This is a genomic window from Actinopolymorpha sp. NPDC004070, from assembly GCF_040610475.1.
Taxonomy (GTDB): Bacteria; Actinomycetota; Actinomycetes; order Propionibacteriales; family Actinopolymorphaceae; genus Actinopolymorpha.
Genome location: NZ_JBEXMJ010000001.1, coordinates 507,464 through 528,461 on the forward strand (window position 1 = coordinate 507,464; position 20,998 = coordinate 528,461).

Annotated in this window: 17 protein-coding genes and 1 riboswitch; of the genes, 8 read left to right on the top strand and 9 right to left on the bottom strand. The window is 71.1% G+C overall.

The window, feature by feature from the left end; all coding sequences use genetic code 11:
• Nucleotides 1–82 precede the first annotated feature (82 nt).
• From ABZV93_RS02315 to ABZV93_RS02330, 4 genes are all read left to right on the top strand, one after another.
• A complete protein-coding gene (locus tag ABZV93_RS02315) occupies nt 83–1,663 on the top strand; it encodes an acyl-CoA carboxylase subunit beta (RefSeq protein WP_354928955.1) in 1,581 nt (526 codons plus the stop codon).
• 211 nt (nt 1,664–1,874) lie between these two features.
• Nucleotides 1,875–2,687, top strand: a complete 813-nt coding sequence (locus ABZV93_RS02320) for a sugar phosphate isomerase/epimerase (protein ID WP_354928958.1) — start codon at nt 1,875–1,877, stop codon at nt 2,685–2,687.
• A gap of 166 nt (nt 2,688–2,853) precedes the next feature.
• Entirely contained in the window at nt 2,854–3,714 is an 861-nt protein-coding gene (locus ABZV93_RS02325; protein ID WP_354928961.1) for a fumarylacetoacetate hydrolase family protein, read from the top strand.
• A gap of 30 nt (nt 3,715–3,744) precedes the next feature.
• A complete protein-coding gene (locus ABZV93_RS02330) occupies nt 3,745–4,497 on the top strand; it encodes an SDR family oxidoreductase (protein ID WP_354928964.1) in 753 nt (250 codons plus the stop codon).
• A 123-nt stretch (nt 4,498–4,620) separates the two neighbouring features.
• Here ABZV93_RS02330 and ABZV93_RS02335 read toward each other — a convergent pair whose 3' ends face one another.
• The gene (locus ABZV93_RS02335; protein WP_354928967.1) at nt 4,621–5,295 is read right to left on the bottom strand and encodes a nucleoside triphosphate pyrophosphatase; all 675 of its coding nucleotides are present in this window, start codon (nt 5,293–5,295) and stop codon (nt 4,621–4,623) included.
• Nucleotides 5,296–5,542: 247 nt separating this feature from the next.
• On the opposite strand from ABZV93_RS02335, the gene ABZV93_RS02340 reads away from it, so the two are divergent.
• A complete protein-coding gene (locus ABZV93_RS02340; protein ID WP_354928970.1) occupies nt 5,543–6,883 on the top strand; it encodes an ADP-ribosylglycohydrolase family protein in 1,341 nt (446 codons plus the stop codon).
• A gap of 41 nt (nt 6,884–6,924) precedes the next feature.
• Here ABZV93_RS02340 and ABZV93_RS02345 read toward each other — a convergent pair whose 3' ends face one another.
• Complete coding sequence (locus ABZV93_RS02345; protein ID WP_354928973.1) at nt 6,925–7,812, bottom strand: helix-turn-helix transcriptional regulator; 888 nt, start codon at nt 7,810–7,812, stop codon at nt 6,925–6,927.
• A gap of 259 nt (nt 7,813–8,071) precedes the next feature.
• Nucleotides 8,072–10,345 (bottom strand): 5-methyltetrahydropteroyltriglutamate--homocysteine S-methyltransferase, encoded by a 2,274-nt coding sequence (gene metE, locus ABZV93_RS02350; RefSeq protein WP_354928976.1) that lies wholly within the window; start codon nt 10,343–10,345, stop codon nt 8,072–8,074.
• Nucleotides 10,346–10,468: 123 nt separating this feature from the next.
• Nucleotides 10,469–10,699, bottom strand: a riboswitch (cobalamin riboswitch).
• Nucleotides 10,700–10,933: 234 nt separating this feature from the next.
• Here metE and dgoD point away from each other — a divergent pair.
• Entirely contained in the window at nt 10,934–12,079 is a 1,146-nt protein-coding gene (dgoD, locus tag ABZV93_RS02355) for a galactonate dehydratase (protein WP_354928979.1), read from the top strand.
• A 20-nt stretch (nt 12,080–12,099) separates the two neighbouring features.
• Here the strand turns inward: dgoD and ABZV93_RS02360 are convergent, their stop codons facing one another.
• From ABZV93_RS02360 to ABZV93_RS02370, 3 genes are read right to left on the bottom strand one after another with little or no spacing between them, the layout of a single operon-like run.
• On the bottom strand, nt 12,100–12,465 hold the full coding sequence (locus ABZV93_RS02360) for a hypothetical protein (RefSeq protein WP_354928982.1): 366 nt from the start codon (nt 12,463–12,465) through the stop codon (nt 12,100–12,102).
• Entirely contained in the window at nt 12,455–13,246 is a 792-nt protein-coding gene (locus ABZV93_RS02365; protein WP_354928985.1) for a hypothetical protein, read from the bottom strand. Before ABZV93_RS02365 ends, ABZV93_RS02360 begins: the two co-directional genes overlap by 11 nt.
• A gap of 9 nt (nt 13,247–13,255) precedes the next feature.
• A complete protein-coding gene (locus ABZV93_RS02370; protein ID WP_354928988.1) occupies nt 13,256–13,612 on the bottom strand; it encodes a type VII secretion target in 357 nt (118 codons plus the stop codon).
• 176 nt (nt 13,613–13,788) lie between these two features.
• On the opposite strand from ABZV93_RS02370, the gene ABZV93_RS02375 reads away from it, so the two are divergent.
• Nucleotides 13,789–14,244, top strand: coding sequence for a hypothetical protein (locus tag ABZV93_RS02375; protein WP_354928991.1), 456 nt, complete (start codon nt 13,789–13,791; stop codon nt 14,242–14,244).
• 56 nt (nt 14,245–14,300) lie between these two features.
• On the opposite strand, the gene ABZV93_RS02380 is transcribed toward ABZV93_RS02375, so the two are convergent.
• The 3 genes from ABZV93_RS02380 to ABZV93_RS02390 form a co-directional block, all read right to left on the bottom strand.
• On the bottom strand, nt 14,301–15,983 hold the full coding sequence (locus tag ABZV93_RS02380) for a DUF885 domain-containing protein (protein WP_354928994.1): 1,683 nt from the start codon (nt 15,981–15,983) through the stop codon (nt 14,301–14,303).
• A gap of 80 nt (nt 15,984–16,063) precedes the next feature.
• Complete coding sequence (locus ABZV93_RS02385) at nt 16,064–16,357, bottom strand: acyl-CoA carboxylase subunit epsilon (protein WP_354928997.1); 294 nt, start codon at nt 16,355–16,357, stop codon at nt 16,064–16,066.
• 60 nt (nt 16,358–16,417) lie between these two features.
• Nucleotides 16,418–18,064: an acyl-CoA carboxylase subunit beta gene (locus ABZV93_RS02390; protein ID WP_354929000.1), complete on the bottom strand. Its 1,647-nt coding sequence runs from the start codon at nt 18,062–18,064 to the stop codon at nt 16,418–16,420.
• Nucleotides 18,065–18,301: 237 nt separating this feature from the next.
• Here ABZV93_RS02390 and ABZV93_RS02395 point away from each other — a divergent pair, with 237 nt between their 5' ends.
• Nucleotides 18,302–20,950, top strand: coding sequence for a phosphoenolpyruvate carboxylase (locus tag ABZV93_RS02395; protein WP_354929003.1), 2,649 nt, complete (start codon nt 18,302–18,304; stop codon nt 20,948–20,950).
• Nucleotides 20,951–20,998 lie beyond the last annotated feature (48 nt).

The following is a 20,998-nucleotide window of genomic DNA, read 5'->3' on the forward strand; positions in this document are numbered from 1 at the left end:
GGCGCGGGTTCGGCGGGACCCACGGGGGATGGCCTAGCCTGCGGGGAACGGCTGCGGAAAGTCGGCAGAACGGGGAGTTGGCGTGACTGATCAGCCCCTAGGAGCGGGTGAGCCCCTCCGGCCGGGTGTGCCCGTACGAACGAACGGCGCGCGCGAGATGGCCGCCGCCCGGGAAGCCACCCTGCGGCCCACCGAGAAGGGCGCGGCCAAGCTGGCCGACCAGAACAAGCTCTACGTCCGCGAGCGGATCGCACTGCTCGTCGACGAGGGCACGTTCGTCGAGGATGGCCAGCTCGCCAACGCGCTGGCCGACGGGCTGCCGGCCGACGGCGTGGTCACCGGGCGCGGACTGGTCGACGGGCGGCCGGTGCTGGTGGTCGCCAACGACCCCACGGTGAAGGCCGGATCCTGGGGCGCGCGGACGGTGGAGAAGATCGTGCGCGTCACCGAGGTCGCGCTGCGCGACGAGCTGCCGATCTTCTGGCTGGTCGACTCCGCGGGCGCGCGCATCACCGACCAGGTGGAGCTGTTCCCCGGCCGCCGGGGCGCGGGCCGGATCTTCGCCAACCAGGTCGCGCTGTCGGGCAAGGTCGCCCAGATCTGCTGCCTGTTCGGACCGTCGGCGGCCGGTGGCGCCTACATCCCGTCGTTCTGCGACCTGGTGATCATGGTGGAGTCGAACGCGTCGATGTACCTCGGTTCGCCGCGGATGGCGGAGATGGTGGTAGGTGAGAAGGTCTCGCTTCAGGAGATGGGTGGTGCGCGGATGCACACCACCGTCTCCGGTTGCGGGGACCTGCTCGCCGCCGACGACGAGGAGGCGATCGAGCTCGCCAGGGAGTACTTCTCCTACCTGCCCGCGACCTGGCGCGACCAGCCGCCGGAGTTCGACGCCCGCCCGCCGGGCCGGCCGTTCACCGCCGACCTGGTGCCGGCACAGGACAGCGCGGGGTACGACATGCACGTCCTGCTGGACGCGTTGCTGGACGCGGACAGCTTCTTCGAGGTGAAGCCGCTCTACGCCGCCGAACTCATCGTCGGGTTCGGCCGACTGGAGGGACAGGTCGTCGGCATCGTCGCCAACAACCCGGCCGTGCGCGGTGGCGTGCTGTTCGTGGACAGCGCGGACAAGGCGGCGAGGTTCATCTGGCTCTGCGACGCGTTCAACGTGCCACTGGTCTATCTCGCCGACGTGCCCGGCTTCATGATCGGCAGCGAGGTCGAACGCCAGGGCATCATCCGGGCCGGTGCGAAGATGATCACCGCGGTGGCCGACGCGACCGTCCCCACGGTGTCGGTGGTCGTACGGAAGGCCTATGGAGCCGGGTTGTACGCCATGTGCGGGCCGGGCTTCTCCCCGGACGCGTGTATCGCGCTGCCCACGGCGAAGATCGCGGTGATGGGGCCGGAGGCGGCGATCAACGCCGTCTACTACAACCGCATCGCCCAGATCGAGGACGCGCAGGAGCGGGCCGCCTACGTCGAACGGCTGCGGGCGGAGTACGAACACGACATCGACATTCTCCGGCTGGCGTCCGACCTGGTGATCGACGCCATCGTGGAGCCCGCCGACCTGCGTGCGGAGATCGTGGCCCGGCTGGCCGCGGCGCAGACCAAGGACCGGCGTACCCCGGACAAACGGCGCGGCGTCCCGCCGATGTGACGGCGGCTGTCCGATCCCGGACGTCCGTCCGGGCCCGCACGCGCCGACGTGAGCGGCGACACGCCCGCTGACCTGGGCGGCCTCTGGCGGACGCCACGTCTCAGGCACTGGGACGCTGGACGAGCTCAGAGGCTGCTGCGGCAGGATGGTGCCCGACTGTCTCGACCCTGGCGGCCGATCCACCGTCCAACCGACAACGGAGTGTGAAGTTATGGCGACACCCCTCGCCCTGCAGTTGTACACCGTGCGCGACGCGATGGCCGCTGATCGCGGCGCCGCCCTGGCCAGGGCCGCGGAGCAGGGCTTCCGGGCCGTCGAGCCGTTCGGTATTGGAAACCCCCAGCGACCGCTGGAGGAGCGGCTGGCCGACGCGCGCGAGTTCCGCTCGCAGCTGGACGCCAACGGCCTGAAGGTCGTCGCCGTGCACGGCTCGGTGTCCGCGGGCGACGAGGCCGACGGGGTCTACGACGAGCTGGAGATCCTCGGCACCGACCGGCTGGTCGCGCCGGTGCCCGGCGCGGTCGCGGGTGTGGGTGGCGGCATGGGCAACGACGTGCTCGCCAAGGCCGACGGCGTGAAGCTGCTGGCCGAGGGCCTGAACGCCGCCGCCGAGCGGGCCGCCGCGCGCGGGGTCAAGGTCGGCTACCACAACCACGACTTCGAGTGGCAGCCCGTCGAGGACGGCACCCCGGCGTACGACATCCTCGTCGGCCACCTCGACCCGCGGGTGTTCCTGGAGGTGGACGTCTACTGGGCACACACCGCCGGGCAGAACCCCGCCCAGGTCATCTCCTCCTACGTCGACCGCGTCTTCACCCTGCACGTCAAGGACGGCCCGGGTGTGCGCGGCCAGCTGCAGACGGCCGTCGGCCAGGGGTCGGTCGACAACCCCGCCGCGATCGCCGCCGGCACCAACGTGGGTTACCACGTCATCGAGCTCGACGAGGCGCCCGGAGACCCCTTCGACGTCTCCCGCACGGGTGCGGAGTGGCTGGTCGAGCGCGGCCTGTCCAGCTGGAGCTGACCCTTGACCCCGGCGTCCGGGGCGTGCCTGTCGGGCACGTCCTGGCTGCCGGTCCCGATGTTCGCGACGGCACCGCTTCCGGCGGCGACGATCCGGTGAGTCGCCGGGAGCGGTGCCGTCACCACGTGCGACGTCCGCCGAGACGCCGCGACAAGGAGGCACGTACGTGCAGTTGTTGCGACTTGGCGCCCCCGGCGCCGAGCGGCCCGCGGTCCGTACGGACGACGGCCGGCTCCTCGACCTGTCCCCGGTGACCAACGACATCGACGGGGCGTTCCTCGCCGGTGGCGGCATCGCCACGGCTCGCGAGGCGGTGGCCTCCGACCGGCTGTCGCCGATCGACGACCCGGGCGACGGCAGCGGACTGCGCGTCGGTCCGCCGATCGCCCGGCCCGGAGCGGTCCTGTGCATCGGCCAGAACTACGCCGCGCACGCCGCCGAGTCCGGTGACCCGCCGCCGAAGACCCCGATCCTGTTCTTCAAGCACCCCAACACCGTCGTCGGCCCGTACGACGACGTGGTGGTGCCGCGCGGTGCGACCCGGACCGACTGGGAGGTCGAGCTGGGCGTGGTGATCGGCAAGACCGCGCGCTACCTCGAGTCCCCGGAGGTCGCGCTGGAGCACGTGGCCGGCTACGTCGTGTCCAACGACGTCTCCGAGCGCGCCTTCCAGATCGAACAGTCCGGCGGGCAGTGGTCCAAGGGCAAGTGCGCGGAGACGTTCAACCCGCTCGGGCCGTGGCTGGTGCCCGCGGACGAGGTCGACCCGCAGAAGCTGCGGCTCGGTTCGTCGGTCAACGGCGAGGTCCGCCAGGACTCCACCACCGCCGACATGGTGTTCGACGTCGCCTACCTCGTCTGGCACCTGTCGCAGTACCTCGTGCTCGACCCCGGTGACCTGATCAACACCGGCACGCCGCAGGGTGTCGCGCTGTCCGGGCGCTTCCCCTACCTCGGCTCCGGTGACGTGATGGAGCTGGAGATCGACGGCCTGGGCAAGCAGCGGCAGCGACTGGTCGACGCGTGAAGCGTGAGTACGAACGAGGGGAGCAGTTCGATGGGTGAGTTCGACGGGTTGGTCGCCGCGGTCACCGGCGGCGCCTCCGGCATCGGCCTGGCCACGGCGGGCCGGCTGGCCCAGCAGGGGGCCCAGGTCGCCTGCCTGGACCTCAAGCCCGACGACGTACCCGCACCGCTGGCGGGTGTGGCCTGCGACGTCACCGACGACGCGTCGGTCACCGCGGCGATCGCCGAGGTCGTACGCCGGTTCGGCCGGCTCGACGTCCTGGTCAACAACGCCGGGATCGGCGCGCAGGGCACCGTCGCCGACAACGACGACGCCGAGTGGCACCGGGTGTTCGACGTCAACGTGGTCGGCATCGCCCGGGTCAGCCGGGCGGCCCTCCCGCACCTGCGGCAGTCACCGTCGGCGGTGATCGTCAACACCTGTTCGATCGCGGCCACCGCGGGCATCCCGCAACGGGCGCTCTACAGCGCGTCCAAGGGTGCGGTGCGGGCGCTGACGTTCGCGATGGCGGCCGACCACCTCGACGACGGCATCCGGGTCAACTGCGTCCACCCCGGCACCGCGGACACCCCGTGGGTCGGCCGGTTGCTGGACAAGGCCGAGGACCCCGAGGCCGAGCGCAGGGCGCTGGAGGCCCGGCAGCCGATGGGCCGGCTGGTGTCGGCCGAGGAGGTGGCGCAGGGGATCGTCTACCTCGCCTCGCCGGGCGCCGCCGCCAGCACGGCCGTCGAGTTGTGTGTCGACGGCGGCATGCAGAACCTCCGGCTGCGCCCGAAGTCCTGACGACGGGCCCACCGCCCGGCCGGTCCCGCGACCCCGGCCTGCGTGCGGCGGCGTCTCAGCCGCACTCGCCGTACGCAAGCCGGGGTTGACGTCCCGAACGGGACCAGGCGGGATCCGGTGGGATCAGTGGGAACGGTTCCAGAGTTCGGGCCAGGTGACGTCGAGCCTGCGCAGCAGCCTGCGCAGCAACGGCAGGGAGACTCCCACGACGTTGTGGTGGTCGCCCTCCACCCGCTCGACGAACGCGCCGCCGAGGCCGTCCACGGTGAACGCTCCGGCCACCGCCAGCGGCTCGCCGGTCGCGACGTACGCCTCGATCTCCTCGTCGGTGACGTCGGCGAACCACACCGTCGTGGAGGCGGTGCCCTGGGCGGTCCGGCCACTTTCGGCCGAGATCACATAGTGGCCGGTGTGCAGGACGCCGCTTCGACCGCGCATGCGCAGCCAGCGGAGCCGGGCCTCCGCGGCGGTTCCGGGCTTGCCGAGCGTCTCGCCGTCGAACTCGAGTACGGAGTCACAGCCGAGGACCAGCGTGGACGTGGCCACCAGGCCGCCCTGACCGCCGGAGCGGCCGGCGTCGGCGTCGCCTCGGACGAGGCCGGCGGCCACGGCCTCGGCCTTGCGGCAGGCGAGGACGAGCGCGTGCCCGGCGGTGTCGGTCGCTTCGGTGTCCACCGTTTCGTCCACGCCGGACACGATCACGTCGGGTTCGATCCCGGCGGCTCGCAGCGTGGCGAGCCGGGCGGGCGAAGCCGAGGCCAGAACCAGCCGGACCTTGCCGGAGGAGCTTGCGGTCATCGGCGCATTCTACGAACCCGCCCGATCCGAGCGGGCCGACCACCGCGGTTGTGAAATGCCGGGCCCCGCAGCGCACTCTGGGGATCATCGCGATCATGGGGGTCCGCTGCCGGACCGGCGGCAAAACGGAGCGGGGTTCGTGTCGGATCCTCATCGCACGCTTCGAGCATCTTTTCGGCCCGCCGGACGCGGGACGGGCCCGCATCGGCACCTGCGGGAGCCCGTAACGGACCTGTGAGGAGAGCCCGTGGCAATCGAGTACTCCAGCCTGCCGACTGTTCTCGACCACGAACTCGCCCAGCGGAGCGAGTCCGGTCACGACGTGTCGGCGGTGACCGCACAACTGACCGGCCCGGCGTGGGAGGTGGCGCCGGACCGCGCCCGGACACTGCTCGACCAGTTGGCCGACGCGCCCGTACGGCCGGACTGGCCCTACGTCGAACCCTCCACTCTCCCCGAGATCCTCGCCGAGCTCCCCTCCGGCTGCACCGCACCGGTCCGGCCGATCGGCGCCGCCGAACTCCGCGACCGGATCCAGGCCGCCTGGCTCGGGCGGTGCGCGGGCAACTGTCTGGGCAAGCCCGTCGAGGACGGTGAGTTCTGGACGCCGGAGCGGCTGCGTTCGTACCTGGAGCTCACCGGCAACTACCCGCTCCGCGACTACGTGAGCCGGCTCCAGCCGATGCCCGACGGCTACGCGCTGCACCCGTCGTGGGGGGAGAGCACCAAGGGCCGGATCCGCTACGCCCCCCGCGACGACGACCTCGACTACACCCTCCTCGGCCTGCACCTGCTGGAGAGCCGGGGGTTCGGCTTCACCACCGCCGACGTGGCGGGGGAGTGGCTCCAGCGGTTGCCGTACCACCTCACCTACACCGCCGAACGCGTCACCTACCGCAACCTGGTGTGCGGCGTCGAGCCCGGCAGGTCGGCCGTGGTCGACAACCCCTTCCGCGAGTGGATCGGTGCGCAGATCCGCGGTGACGTGTTCGGGTACGTCTGTGCGGGCAGGCCACGTGACGCGGCCGTCCTCGCGTTCGCCGACGCCTCGTTGTCGCACGTGGCCAACGGCATCTACGGCGAGATGTGGGCGGCGGCACTGGTGTCCGCGGCGTTCACCGCCGGCTCCCTGCGGGAGGCGGTGGAGGAGTCGATCCGGCACGTACCGTCGCGGTCCCGCCTGGCCGAGGCGCTGCGCTGGGCGGTCGAGGCGCGCGACGCCTACCCCGACTGGCACGACGCGTCGGCGCAGTTGCGGAAGCGGTACGGCCACTACCACTGGATCCACACCATCAACAACGCCGCGGTCTGCGCGCTCGCCCTGCTCTACGCCGGCGACGACTACGGCACGGCGATCGGGCTGGCCGTGCAGGCGGGCCTGGACACCGACTCCAACGGCGCCACGGTCGGGTCGGCCGCCGGGGCGTTCGCCGGGCGGGGCGGGATCCCACGGCACTGGACCTCGCCGTTCGGCGACGTGCTGCGCAGCGCGCTGTACGGCTTCGACCGGAGCAGCATCCGCGACGTCGCCGAGCGCACCTTCACGCTGGCCCGCACCTACGCCGGCCGCCACCCGGTGTCGGTATGAGCCGGTTCCGGTGTGGTGTGTCCCGTCCTGTATGAGCCTGGTCAGGTGTGGTCGGCGAGGAGCCGGCGGGCGAGCCGGAGCAGGCCGGCCCGGGTGAGTGGTTCGTGTGGGTCGTCGGTGGCGTGGGCCGTCCGGTAGGTGCGGGGCGGTACGCCGTAGACCGCGCGGAAGCGCCGGGAGAAGTGGAACGGGCTGCTGAAGCCGCACGCGTTCGCGACCGCCGCGACCGTGAGATTGCTGCGCTGGAGCAGGGTGGCGGCCCGGGCGAGGCGGACGAGTTCCATCGCGGCGACCGGGCCGACGGAGTAGTCCGCCCGGAAGAGCCGGCTCAGGTGCCCCGGCGAGACCCCGGCGGCCGCGGCGAGTTCGCCGAGTGAGAGCGGGCGGGTGCCGTGGTCGCGCCAGGCGGCGGCCACCGAGTCGGCCAGCCGGCGCAGATGCGGCGACAGCCCTGCGTCGGGGGCCACGTCGTCGGGTACCGGCCCGCGGACGAACAGGTCCAGCAGCCAGCCCAGAACCTCCGCGGTTCGGGCGAGGTCGGGGTTCGGGGCGTCGCCGGCGAGCCACAGCGCGTACCCGCACAGTGCCGCCATCGGGTCCGCGGGTGACAGGGACCTGGTGAGCGGCCAGTGGTCGGGGTCGCCCAGTCCGCCGGCGTCGGTGACGCGGAAGTGCGCGTACGCATGGGCGGAGGGGTGTTCGGGATCCCAGCGGAAGTGGTCGCGCATGCCCGGCCTGGCGAGGAGCAGGGTGCCGGGGTGCAGGTCGAGCCGGTGGTCGCCGCACTGCCAGTGGGCGCTGCCGCGCAGCAGCCAGACGAACTCGAAGTCGACGAGGGTCCGGGGACCGAACGTCGTCCTCGGCGGATACTCGGCGATCTCCGGGCCGGTCCGCAGGATCAGGGTGGGTTGCGAGGCGTACTGCGCCACGTGCAGCAGGGTAGGCCGTCGCCCGCCACAGTGCGGGGGAGGGAGCGGTCCGGCCCGCCCGGCACCGCTCGCGACGAGCGGTGCCGGGCGGAGTACCAACCGGACGCAGGTGGGCCAAGCCTGGGTGGGCCCGGTCCGAGCGAACCAATCCTGGGTAGGCCCAGCCCGCGGGCCAATCCTGGGTAGGCCCAGCCCGCGGGCCAATCCTGGGTGGGCCCAGCCCGGGCGGGCTGATCCTGGGTGGCCCAGGCAGGGCGGGCTAGCTGGTCAGCGTGGCGCGGACCCGGCGGGTGGCCTCGACCAGGTGCCGGAGCGCCGGCTCGACCTCGGCGTAGGTGCGGGTCTTCAGACCGCAGTCGGGGTTGACCCACAGCCGGTCGGGCGGCACCGCCTCCAGTGCCAGCCGGAGCGCCTCCTCGATCTCGTCCACGGTGGGCACGCGCGGGCTGTGGATGTCGTAGACGCCCGGGCCGATGCCGCGCCGGTAGCCGGCCTTGGCCAGGTCGGTGACGAGTTCCATCCGCGACCGCGCCGCCTCCACGCTGGTGACGTCGGCGTCCAGGGCGTCGATGGTGTCGACGATCTCCCCGAACTCCGAGTAGCACATGTGCGAGTGGATCTGGGTTCGCTCCGCGACCCCGGAGGTGGCCAGCCGGAACGCGGCCACAGCCCAGTCGACGTAGGCGGGCTGGTCCGCCGCCCTCAGCGGGAGCAGTTCACGCAGGGCGGGTTCGTCGACCTGGATGTAGCGGATACCTGCCGCCTCCAGGTCGCGGATCTCGTCGCGCAGCGCGAGCGCCACCTGCCGGGCGGTCTCGGCCAGCGGCTGGTCGTCGCGTACGAAGGACCAGGCCAGCATGGTGACCGGCCCCGTCAACATTCCCTTGACAGGTCTGCCGGTCCGGGACTGGGCGTACGTGGTCCACTCCACCGTCATCGGCTCCGGCCGGGCCACGTCGGCGTAGAGGATCGGCGGCCGGACGTAGCGGGTGCCGTAGGACTGCACCCAGCCGTGGGACGTGCTGGCGAATCCGGACAGCCTTTCGGCGAAGTACTGCACCATGTCGTTGCGTTCGGGCTCACCGTGGACGAGCACGTCCAGTCCGATGTCCTCCTGCAACGCGATGATCTCGTCGATCTCGCCCCGCATCCGCGCGTCGTAGGTGGCCTGGTCGATCCGGCCGGCTCGCAGGTCGGCCCGCGCCCGGCGGATCCTGGCGGTCTGCGGGAACGAGCCGATCGTGGTCGTCGGCAGCGGGGGCAGCCCGCCGGCCTCGGCCTGCAAGCGGGCGCGGTCGGCGTAGTCGCGCCGGGCAGTGCCCGTGCCCAGGCCGGCCAGCCTGGCCCGGACCCGGCCGTCCACGGTCTCCGCAGGGGTGCCGGTGCCGGCCGAGGCCGCGGAGAGTTCGCGTTCGACCGCGCCGTGGCCCTCGCGCAGGGCGCGGCCGAGCAGGACCACCTCGTCGACCTTCTGGCGGGCGAAGGCGAGCCGGTCGCGCAGCCCGGCGGGCAGGTCCTCCTCGAGGGTGAGATCGAGCGGCACGTGCAGCAACGACGAGGAGGTGCCGACCACCAGGTCCCTGACGGAGCCGAGCAGGGACGCCGCGACGGACATGGCACGGGACAGGTCGGTACGCCAGATGTTGCGGCCGTCGACCAGACCCGCCACCACCGTGCGGTCACCGAGCCCGGCGGCGGCAATCCGGTCCGCGTCGGCGGCTCCGGCCACGAGGTCGAGCGCCAGTCCGTCGATCCGGGTGCCGGCCAGGACGGGCAGTGCCGGGCCGATCGGCCCGAAGTACGTCGCCACCATCAGCTTCGGCCGGTGGGCGGTCGATCCCAGGCGTTCGTACGCCGTCCTCAGCGCGGAGAGTTCGGCTGCGTCACGGTCGGCGGCGAGCACCGGCTCGTCCAGTTGGACCCACTCGACGCCGGCGTCGGCCAGTGCGTCCAGAAGCCCCACGTAGGCGTCCAGCAGAGGCTCGAGCAGGTCGAGCGGGCGGAAGTCCTTCGGTGCGTCAACCGCGGGTTTCGCCAGGAGAAGGAAGCTCAGCGGGCCGAGCAGAACGGGCCGGGTGGTGACGCCGAGCGCGGCCGCCTCCTGGTATTCCGCGACCGGCCGGGACCGCGCACCGGCGGTGCGGAACGTGGTGTCCGGCCCGAGTTCGGGGACGAGGTAGTGGTAGTTGGTGTCGAACCACTTCGTCATCTCCAGCGGCGGCACGCCCTCGGTGCCGCGGGCCATCGCGAAGTACCGGTCCAGCCCCTCCAGCCCGGCGAACCGGCGCGGCACGGCGCCGAACAACTCGGCGTGGTCGAGTACGTGGTCATAGAACGAGAAAGTGTGCGACGGGATGAGATCGACGCCGGCGTCGCGCAGGGTTTCCCACGTGTCGCGGCGCAGGTCGGCGGCGGCCTGGTGCAGTGCCGCGGCGTCGATCCGGCCGGCCCAGTAGTCCTCGGTGGCTCGCTTCAGTTCACGGCGCGCCCCGATCCGGGGGTAGCCGAGGACGGTCGTACGCACGGTTTCCATGGAGTCCTTCCCTCGGGAACTCGGACGGTCCGGGGCGGACGAGGGGAGACGAGGTCGAACGACGGCGGCGTCGTGCCGGTCGCCCGGTCGCCTTCCCACGAGGCCACGGACCACCGCGGGCCGGTCGGCCCACGCACGGATGGCAGGTCTTCGGACTCGTGGGCGTACCGGCCGTCATCTGCCGGTGGTCCTACTGGCCGTCGCTTCCCAGGTGGCTGATGATGCCGCCCAGTGCGATCTCACGGCTGTCGTTCCCACTCACCGCTGCGGGGCAGTCCCGGGCTTGCACCGGGTTCCCTCTTGCCTCACCGGTCCTGGCGAGCGGACCGGCGAACCAACCGCACCGCCGACCTTAGCCCCCCGCCTTCGTGGCGGCGGGACGCCCCGCCACGGGCTGAGCCCCGTGGCGTCCGCCCGGCTTCGGTGGGTGGCCGGAGCCGGTGGGCCGGGTCCGGTCGCGACCGGCCGGGCACGGTCCACCGCGGTGATGTCTCCGGTAGCGTCGTCGCGGATGTACGCGACGGCGACCCCGCTCCCTGTGCGAGCTGTGGTCGCTCGCATCGACGAATGCGTGGAAGGAGTTCCGCGGTGAAGATCACCGGCCTGACGACCTATCTCGTGGCGCCCCGGTGGTGCTTCCTGCGAATCGACACCGACGAGGGTGTGACGGGCTGGGGCGAGCCGATCGTCGAGGGTCGCGCGCACACCGTCGCGGCTGCGGTGGACGAGGCGGCCGACTACCTCGTCGGCCAGGACCCGCTGCGGATCGAGGAGCACTGGCAGGTGCTCAGCAAGGGCAACTTCTACCGCGGCGGCCCAGTCCTTTCCAGTGCGGTCGCCGGGATCGACCAGGCGCTGTGGGACATCGCCGGCAAGGTGCACGGCGTTCCGGTCTACCAACTTCTGGGCGGTCACGTCCGCGACCGGATGCGGGTCTACGGCTGGATCGGCGGTGACCGGCCGGACGTGGTGGCCGACGCGGCGAAGAACATGCAGGACCAGGGCTTCACCGCGATCAAGATGAACGGCGGCGGGGAGATGCGGCGGGTGGACACCGCCGCGCAGTGCCTGGCCCTGGTCGACCGGGTGGCGGCGATCAGGGAGGCATGCGGACCGGACTTCGACATCGCCATCGACTTCCACGGCCGGTTCACGGTGGCCATGGCCCGGCGGACCCTGCCGCTGCTGGAGCCCTACCTGCCGTTCTTCGTCGAGGAGCCCCTCGTCCCGGAGCTGACCGACCAGATCGGCCAGATCTGTTCCTCCACGTCGATCCCGATCGCCACCGGGGAGCGGTTGTACTCCCGGTGGGACTTCAAGGACGTGTTGTCCGCAGGCATCGCGATCGCGCAGCCGGACCTCTCCCACGCGGGCGGGATCTCGGAGGTACGCCGGATCGCCGCACAGGCGGAGGTGTACGACGTCGCTCTGGCGCCGCACTGCCCGCTCGGGCCGATCGCCCTGGCCGCCTCGCTCCAGGTCGACTTCGCCAGCCCCAACGCGCTCATCCAGGAGCAGAGCCTCGGCATCCACTACAACGAGGGCTCGGACCTGCTCGACTACCTCGTGGACACGTCGGTGTTCGGGTTCGCCGACGGCTACGTCACCCGGCCGACCAAGCCCGGGCTCGGCATCGAGGTGGACGAGAAGGAGGTCGCGCGGGCCGCCGAGGTGGGCCACCGGTGGCGTACCCCGACCTTCCGGCGCGACGACGGCTCGCTCGCCGAGTGGTGAGCCGGTCGCTCTCCAAGGGGTCATGAGGCTTCCTCGAGGTTGTCCTCCTCTGTGAGCGAGGCCAGGTAGGCCTCGCCCGCGGCGGCCTGCGCCGCTCGCTCGTCGCTGGACAGCTGGGTGTACCAGTCGAGGAAACCGCGCACGTGGGTGGTGAACTCCCCCGCGTACGCGGAGGAGGAAGCGGCCTCGGCCAGGCCCATCCGCCCGTGGCGGACGTCCTCGGCGAAGTCGCGCAGCACGGGGCGGGTGCTGTCCGCGGCGAGTATGTCCAGCGACCGGCGGATGAGACGATCACGACCAGGATCGTCGGCGAGCCGCCGGAGCCCGTCCAATTCCTTCTCGTAGTCCACCCCGAACCGTCCACCGGACATCGCGTCAGGACCCATGACCGTGTGCACCCCAGTCACCGGCCGCGGGAGCCGTGGACAATGCGGGATCAACAGGGGGCCGGGGCAGGTGCTTGATGGTGTGACAGACCCGGGCAATGCTCCCGCAAACCGCGAAGATGCCAACCTCCATCCTGGTCAGGATCCTCGTGATGAGAATCCACGTCTGACCAATCTTGGTAAGCGCCGCCGCCGCAACTGCCGCCGCCACGACCGGTCCGATGCCCGTTGCCGCGGTGGCGCCGCCTGCGGCGAGAGCAGTCGCTGCGCACAGCGCGAAGTCAACGAGTGTCTGGAGTAGTTCGCCGAGCCCCTTTGCGCCGTACCACACGAGCAGCGCGAGACGCTCGTACTCTTCGGAGCCGACTTTGAGCGCCCGATCGAGAGAGTCAAGATAGGTCGTGAGGTCTCGAAAGTAGGCGAAGGCGGCGTCGGCCGCGTTGCCGTCCCAGGTCGCGTCGAGGAGAGCGTTACCGCGGCGCAGGTTGGTGGCAACGGCTCCGTAGGCGTCACCGAGCATGTGCCACAGGTCAACACAGTCGGCGAAGCACTTCCAATCTCCTGCCAGCCGGGCCGCGACCTCCTGGAAGGGGTCCGTACCGAGCGTTCCATAAACGAGTTCGAGGATCCAGGCCGACGGGCTTGTCAGGGCCATCACATCGTCGACGGCGTCGAGGAGTGTCGCGGGATAGCCGTTGATGCCGCTCGGGTGAACGAGGTTTTCCTGCGGATCCACGACGTCGGCGAACCCGGTGTCGCCATAGGTGTTGTCCGTGTTCATGGCCACGCCTCACCGTCGGGTCGGAGGCAGCGCACCATCGAGTCGCTGCGCCGCTTCGAGATCGGTCGATCGATAGCGCGATGCCGCCAGTCGGACCTGCCTCTCTGCATTCTCCAAGAGGTGGGAGAGCTCGCCGAGCTGGGTGCACAGAGGGCCGTAGAACTCCTGGTGGCAGTCCTTCACCAGCGCTATGAACCCTTTCGACGTCAGCGAAATCGCGCCATACCGACGGGCGTGCGCATGGATCGCCTCCGCGTCGTCACCTGCCCTCCCAAGGAGTCGGGCGAAGTCATCGAGGTCATCAGGAACAACGGTGAGGCTCACGGCACCGCGCTTTCGCTCGACGGATCTGACGTCAGGGAGCATAGGTCCGTGGCAACCTGTAGCTCGTCTCTCGGCGTAGGCGCTGTGGACAACTGCGCCGAACGGCTGCCTGTGGACGCTCGTGCGGTCACGCTGTGGATGAATCGAGACGGCGAGGTTGGCCGTCCGATAAGCTCCGGATTTCCGATAGAACGAGCGCGAGGAGGGCAGTCAGAGCGATGACGCTCCTTCGAGGCGTCGACAGGATCCTTGACAAGTTCCTGTTGACAATGGGCCGGATCTACCGGCAAGGCCGCATGCGAAGGAGTATCGAGGAACTCGAGCGGGCCGAACGAGAGAGCGGGATGGAGAGGTCCCCCCGACGCGCGGCGTTCCGACGAGGACTCGGATATCGCTCCTTCGACGACCTTCGTTTCTTTGTGATGTATCCAGCAATTTTCGCGTTCCTCATAGCCGTGCTAGCAATATGGTTCAGGCTGCAACGCGGTTTGGAGCCGGATGACTGGGGTGTCGGGGTGATGGGCCTGCTGGGAGGTCTTGCCTGCTATTTCGCGTGGACGGGTTGGTTCGCCGCGCAGTGGAAATACCGTTGGTATCCGTTGTTCGCCGTACTGGCAGTAGTGGGGGAGTTCGCCGTCCTGGCACTCGTGGAGGGGAACGGCGCCAGTTGGTGAGCGGCGGTCGGACGCTTCGCCATGGGCGTGAGACGCGCGGCGCGCCCACGCAGGAATCACAGACGGGCGAGGGCGTCCCGCAGGGGGTCGAGGCCGAGCGAACCGAGGTCGAGCGCCGCGCGGTGGAACCCCTTCAGGTCGAAGGTCGAACCCTTGCGTGCCTTGGCGTCGTCGCGGGCGGCCAACCAGATCCGCTCGCCGACCTTGTACGACGGTGCCTGCCCCGGCCAGCCGAGGTAGCGGTTCACCTCGAAGCGCAGGAAGTCCTCGTCGATCCGGGTGTGGGCGAGCATGAACTCCAGCGCGAGTTCGGGAGTCCACTTCTCACCGACCCGCCAGCCGAAGGCGTTCGGCGGGATCGGGTAGCCGAGGTGCAGTCCGAGGTCGACCACCACGCGTGCGGCCCGGAACGCCTGCGCGTCCAGCATGCCGAGCTTCGCGCCGGGTTCGTCGAGGTAGCCGAGCTCGTCCATCAGGCGTTCGGCGTACAACGCCCAGCCCTCACCGTGTCCGGAGACCCAGCACAGCAGGCGCTGCCAGCGGTTGAGGAGGTCCTTGCGTACGACGGTCTGCGCGACCTGCAGGTGGTGACCGGGCACGCCCTCGTGGAAGACCGTGGTCACCTCCTTCCAGGTGGCGAACGACGTGACGCCCTTGGGGACCGACCACCACATCCGGCCCGGGCGGGCGAGGTCCTCACTCGGCGCGGTGTAGTAGATGCTGCCGTCGCTGGTGGGCGCGATCCGGCACTCGATCCGGCGGATCTCGTCCGGGATGTCGAAGTGGACGCCGGCGAGTTCGGTGACGGTGCGGTCGGCGAGTTCCTGCATCCAGTCGCGGAAGGAGTCCTTGTCGGCGATCCGGCGCTCAGGGTCGGCGTCGAGCGCGGCCACGGCGTCCGCGACCGTGCCGCCGGAGACGATCCGGTCGGCGACGCCGCGCATGTCCGTCTCGATCCGGGTCAGCTCGTCCCAGCCCCAGGCGTAGGTCTCGGCGAGGTCGACGGCGGCACCGAGGAAGTAGCGGGAGGCGAGGGCGTACTGCTCCTCACCCACTCCGTCGGTTGCCCGGCCCTTCGGCGCCAGCTCGTCGCGCAGGAACCGCTCGAAGTCCGCGACCGCCTGCCGGGCCACCTCTGCACCCCGGGAGAGGTCGGCCCTCAGCGCGGGCCCGGCGGCGGCACCTTCGCTGTCAACCTCCGCTTGCGCGACCAGCGACCCGAAGAAGTCGTCCTCGGGCGGAAGCCAGGACCGGCACTGGTCGGCACACGCCTCGATCTGCCGGCGGGACACGACCCGCCCGCCGGCGGCGGCCTCGGCGAGCGTGCGCCGGAAGCCGCCGAGCGCTTCGGGAACCCGCGCCAGCCGGGCAGCCACCGCGGCCCACGCCGCCTCGCTGTCGGTGGGCATCAGGTCGAACGCGCCGCGGACGTCCTGCAGCGGGCTGGCCACGACGTTGAGGTCGCTGGTGGTGACACCGGCGTCGTGGCGTTCGAGTTCGAGACCGAGGCGTTCGAGCATGGCCGCACGGGCGACCGTCTCCCGCTCGTCGGCCGGCTCGGTCTCCTCCAGTTCGCGGACGGCCGCGCGGGCCAGGTCGGCGCGACGGGTGAAGCCGTCGGGGGAGTAGTCGGTGAGCTGGTCGTCGTACCCGGCGATGCCGGCGAACGTCGCGCCCACCGGGTCGGCCGCGGCGTAGTCGTCGACGTACCTGTCAGCGATCTCGTCAGTGCGCCCCATGAGGCGAGAGCTTAGGGGACGCTCCATGTCGTACACGCAGGATTTGTACGGCGTTCTGCGGTTCGGCGTTCGGCGAAGCGTTAGTGGGGGAGGGCGCTGGCCCGCCAGGCGCCGGGGCCGGGCCGGGCCGGCTGCTGGGAGGTCCGGCGCCAGTACGCCGCCCACCCGGACTTCGCGCCGCGCCGGCCCCGCCGGCGGTCGTCTGCGGCCGCTGCGGCCGCCGCCCGCTGCTTGGCCGTCACCACCGCCACCAGGGCCGCGAACTCCGCGGGGGTGGGGTTGCCTTTCACCACTCGCAGCACCGGCTCCGGCATGCCCGAGGAGTCGATCGAAGCCGCGCCGGCGTCCGGCGTACCGCCCGATTCACCAGTCATCGCGTGCTCCTCCTCCGCCTGCCCGTCGGAAATACCGTTGCCGGGTTGTCAACCACGCCTTTACAGCGGAATGTTGCCGTGCTTGCGCGGCGGCATGGTCTCCCGCTTGTTCCGCAGCAGGCGCAGCGCGCGGATGATCTCCACCCGGGTCTCGTGCGGGAAGATCACCGCGTCAACGTAGCCTCGCTCGGCCGCGACGTAGGGGTTGGCGAGGGTGTCCTCGTACTCCTGCACGAACTTCGCCCGCTGGGCGTCGGGGTCCTCCGCCTTGGCCAGCTCCTTGCGGTAGAGGATCTCCACCGCGCCCTGCGCACCCATCACCGCGATCTGCGCCGTCGGCCAGGCGAGGTTGACGTCCGCGCCGAGGTGCTTGGACCCCATCACGTCGTACGCGCCGCCGTAGGCCTTGCGGGTGATGACGGTGACCAGCGGCACGGTCGCCTCGGCGTAGGCGTAGATCAGCTTCGCGCCCCGGCGGATGATGCCGTTCCACTCCTGGTCGGTGCCCGGCAGGAAGCCGGGTACGTCGACGAAGGTGAGGATCGGGACGTTGAAGGAGTCGCACGTGCGCACGAACCGCGCCGCCTTCTCCGACGCGTCGATGTCCAGGCAGCCGGCGAACTGCAGCGGCTGGTTGCCCACCACGCCGACGCTGCGCCCGTCGACGCGGCCGAAGCCGCAGACGACGTTGGGAGCGAACATCGGGTGCAGCTCCAGGAACTCGCCGTCGTCGAGGACGTGCTCGATCACCGTGTGCATGTCGTAGGGCTGGTTGGCCGAGTCGGGGATCAGCGTGTCCAGCTCGCGGTCGGCGTCGGTCACCTCGACGGCCGGCTCCTCGTCGTAGACGGGCGGTTCCTCGAGGTTGTTCTGCGGGAGGTACGACAACAGCGCCTTGACCCAGTCGGCGGCGTCGCGTTCGTCGGTGGCGAGGTAGTGGGCGTTGCCGCTCTTGGTGTTGTGGGCGAGCGCACCGCCCAGATCCTCGAACGACACGTCCTCACCGGTGACGGTCTTGATCACGCCGGGCCCGGTGATGAACATGTGCGAGGTCTGGTCGACCATCACCGTCACGTCGGTGAGCGCGGGGGAGTAGACGTGCCCGCCCGCGCAGGTGCCCATGATCATCGAGATCTGCGGGATCACCCCGGACGCGAGCGTGTTGCGGCGGAAGATCTCGCCGTACAGGCCGAGGGAGACCACGCCCTCCTGGATCCGGGCGCCGCTGCCCTCGTTGATCCCGATGATCGGGCACCCGGTCTTGAGGGCGAGGTCCATCACCTTGACGATCTTCTCGCCGTACACCTCGCCGAGGCTGCCGCCGAAGACGGTGAAGTCCTGGCTGAACACGCACACCTGGCGGCCGGCGATCGTGCCGAACCCGCTCACCACGCCGTCGCCGTAGGGGCGGTTGCCGTCCAGGCCGAAGTTGGTGGACCGGTGCCGCGCGAACTCGTCGAGCTCGACGAAGGAGCCCTCGTCGAGCAGCAGCTCGATGCGCTCCCGGGCGGTGAGCTTGCCGCGCGCGTGCTGGCGTTCGATCGCCCGCGCCGAGCCCGCGTGCACGGCCTGGTCGAGCCGGCGTTCGAGGTCGGCGAGCTTGCCCGCGGTCGAGTGGATGTCGATCGCGCCGTCGCGGTCGGCGCCTGCCGGGTTGCTGTCCCCGGTGCCCTGCTCGCGGGCGCTGTCCGGCTGCCCGGCTGCCATCGAACCTCCCCAACCCAGCTCTTTCGGTGCGGCCGAGACTCTACTCCGCCGGTCCCGCATGGCCGATGATCCGGCTCGCGGCGGAGTCCCCGGACAGGCCGACACCTACCCTCGGATACCGTCCGGATGCGGAACGACAACCGCCAGGTCCGCCCAAACCCGCCGCCTCTACCGGCCGTTCCGCGGTCGTACCGGCGCGCCGAGGGGCTCACACCCGGGCGGACTACGCTTGCCAATATGCCCACGTCCCAGGCTTCCCGTGTCCATGCTCGTTTCGAGATGCCGGCTCCGCTGCGCGCCGACGTCCGCCTGCTGGGGGAACTACTCGGCACCGTGCTCAAGGAGTACGGCGGCCAGGACCTCCTGGACGACGTGGAGAAGCTCCGTGAGCTGACCATCGCCGTCCACGACGACGACCACGAGCGCGCCGACCAGGCCGCGGCCGCCTGCGAGGAACTGGTCTCCTCCTGGGACATCGAGCGGGCCGACAATGTCGCCCGGGCGTTCACCTGCTACTTCCACCTCACCAACCTCGCCGAGGAGTTCCAGCGGGTCCGCGCACTGCGTGAGTACGACACCGGCGAGGCGCCGGTTCGCGACTCGGTCGCCGCCGCGGTCGCCGAGGTGACCGCGCAGTACGGCGAGGAGCAGGCACTGGATCTGCTGTCCGGGCTGGAGTTCCGCCCGGTCCTCACCGCGCACCCCACCGAGGCCCGCCGGCGTGCGGTGTCCTCGACGATCCGGCGCATCTCCACCCTGCTCGCCCAGCGCGACGACAGCCGGCTCGGCGCGGGCGAGCTGGCCGAGAACGAACGCCGCCTGCTGGAGGAGATCGACGTCCTCTGGCGCACGTCCCAGATCCGGGTGACCAAGCCCGGCCCGCTGGACGAGGTGCGCACGGCGATGACGGTGTTCGACGACACGCTGTTCCAGGTCCTGCCCCAGGTCTACCGCCAGCTCGACGACCAGATCGCGGGCGCCAAGGCGGGTACGCAGCCGCCGCGGGTTCCGGCGTTCGTCCGGCTGGGTTCGTGGATCGGCGGTGACCGGGACGGCAACCCGTTCGTCACCGCGGCGTTCACCCAGAAGGCTATGGCCATCCAGGCAGACCACGTCCTTCGCGCCCTCGAACGCGTCTGCGAGCGGCTCGGCCGCGCGCTGACCGCCGACGCCGAGACCACCCCGCCGGCCGCGGGCGTGCGCCGTATCCTGGCCGACGCCCGCGCGGCCTTCCCCGACCTGGCCGAGGAGGTCGCCACCCGGTCGCCCGGTGAGCCGCACCGGCAGGTGCTGTTGCTGGCCGCGCGCAAGCTCGCCGCCACCCGGCAGCGCGACGCCGACTTCGCCTACGCGAACGCCGGTGAGCTGCTCCGGGAACTGCGTACCGTCCAGTCCTCCCTCGACGCGGCCGGCGCGCCGCGGCAGGCCTACGGCGAGCTGCAGCACCTGATCTGGCAGGTGGAAACGTTCGGCTTCCACCTGGCCGAGCTGGAGGTACGCCAGCACTCCAAGGTGCACGCGCGCGCCCTCGCCGAGCTGCGCGCCGGTGACGAGCTGTCGCCGGAGACCGAGGAAGTGCTCGCGGTCTTCCGGGTGATGGCGCAGATCCAGCAGCGGTTCGGCCCGGACGCGTGCCGCCGTTACGTCGTGTCGTTCACCCAGTCCGTCGACGACCTCGCCGCGGTGCCGGAGCTCGCGCGGTACGCGCTGGACGGGCGGCCGCTCGCCCTGGACGTCGTACCCCTCTTCGAGACCGAGGACGACCTGCGCGCCTCGATCGGCATCCTCGACCAGGCACTGGAGCTGGAGCCGATCCAGCGCCGGCTGGCCGAGACCGACCGGCGTTTCGAGGTGATGCTCGGCTACTCCGACTCCGCCAAGGACGCCGGTCCGCTGTCGGCGACGCTCGCGTTGTACGAGGCGCAGGCCGCGCTGGCCGCGTGGGCCGACCGCAACTCGATCCGGCTCACCCTCTTCCACGGCCGCGGCGGCGCGCTCGGCCGCGGCGGCGGCCCGGCCAACCGCGCGGTGCTGGCGCAGGCACCGGGCTCGGTCAGCGGCCGGTTCAAGCTGACCGAACAGGGCGAGGTCATCTTCGCCCGCTACGGCGACCCGATCATCGCCCGCAGGCACATCGAGCAGGTCGCGGCGGCCACGTTGCTCGCCTCCACCCCCGCGGTGGAGAAGCGCACCGCCAACGCCGCGGAGAAGTTCGCCGGACTGGCCGCGACGATGGACGAGGCGGCCAGGGCCACCTACCACCGGCTGGTACGCAGCGACGGATTCGCCGAGTGGTTCGCCCGGGTCACGCCGGTGGAGGAGCTCGGCCAGCTGCCGATCGGTTCGCGGCCGGCCCGCCGCGGGCTCGCGCTGTCCTCGCTGGAGGACCTGCGGGCCATCCCGTGGGTGTTCGCGTGGACGCAGGCGCGGGTCAACCTCACCGGTTGGTACGGCGTGGGTGCCGGACTGGAGGCCGTCGGCGACCTGGACGCGCTGCGTGAGGCGTACGCGCAGTGGCCGTTGTTCGCGGTGACGCTGGACAACGTCGAGATGTCGCTGGCGAAGACCGACGCCCGGATCGCCCGCGGCTACCTCGAGCTCGGCGACCGGCCCGACCTCGCCGAGCAGGTGCTGGCCGAACACGCCCGTACGACCGAGTGGGTGCTGAAGGTCGCCGGACACGAACGCCTGCTGGAAAATCGCCGGGTGCTCGGCCGCGCGGTGGAGCTGCGCAACCCCTACGTGGATGCGTTGTCCTACCTGCAGTTGCGGGCGTTCCGGGCGCTGCGTACGCAGAAGCTGTCCGAGGGTGAGACCGAGCGGCTGCGCAGACTGGTGCTGCTGACCGTGAACGGCGTGGCGGCCGGCCTGCAGAACACCGGCTGATCGTGGGGGCCGGTTCCGCGGCCTGATTCGCAGGCTGAGGCCGGCTGC

Excerpts from the sequence above, each read along its gene's own strand:
- ABZV93_RS02330 (WP_354928964.1), top strand. The coding sequence starts at position 3,745 with ATGGGTGAGTTCGACGGGTTGGTCGCCGCGGTCACCGGCGGCGCCTCC.
- ABZV93_RS02395 (WP_354929003.1), top strand. The coding sequence starts at position 18,302 with ATGCCCACGTCCCAGGCTTCCCGTGTCCATGCTCGTTTCGAGATGCCG.
- ABZV93_RS02385 (WP_354928997.1), bottom strand. The coding sequence starts at position 16,357 with ATGACTGGTGAATCGGGCGGTACGCCGGACGCCGGCGCGGCTTCGATC.
- ABZV93_RS02360 (WP_354928982.1), bottom strand. The coding sequence starts at position 12,465 with ATGGGTCCTGACGCGATGTCCGGTGGACGGTTCGGGGTGGACTACGAG.
- ABZV93_RS02365 (WP_354928985.1), bottom strand. The coding sequence starts at position 13,246 with ATGAACACGGACAACACCTATGGCGACACCGGGTTCGCCGACGTCGTG.
- ABZV93_RS02335 (WP_354928967.1), bottom strand. The coding sequence starts at position 5,295 with ATGACCGCAAGCTCCTCCGGCAAGGTCCGGCTGGTTCTGGCCTCGGCT.
- ABZV93_RS02390 (WP_354929000.1), bottom strand. The coding sequence starts at position 18,064 with ATGGCAGCCGGGCAGCCGGACAGCGCCCGCGAGCAGGGCACCGGGGAC.
- ABZV93_RS02380 (WP_354928994.1), bottom strand. The coding sequence starts at position 15,983 with ATGGGGCGCACTGACGAGATCGCTGACAGGTACGTCGACGACTACGCC.
- metE (WP_354928976.1), bottom strand. The coding sequence starts at position 10,345 with ATGGAAACCGTGCGTACGACCGTCCTCGGCTACCCCCGGATCGGGGCG.
- ABZV93_RS02320 (WP_354928958.1), top strand. The coding sequence starts at position 1,875 with ATGGCGACACCCCTCGCCCTGCAGTTGTACACCGTGCGCGACGCGATG.
- ABZV93_RS02370 (WP_354928988.1), bottom strand. The coding sequence starts at position 13,612 with ATGCTCCCTGACGTCAGATCCGTCGAGCGAAAGCGCGGTGCCGTGAGC.
- ABZV93_RS02375 (WP_354928991.1), top strand. The coding sequence starts at position 13,789 with ATGACGCTCCTTCGAGGCGTCGACAGGATCCTTGACAAGTTCCTGTTG.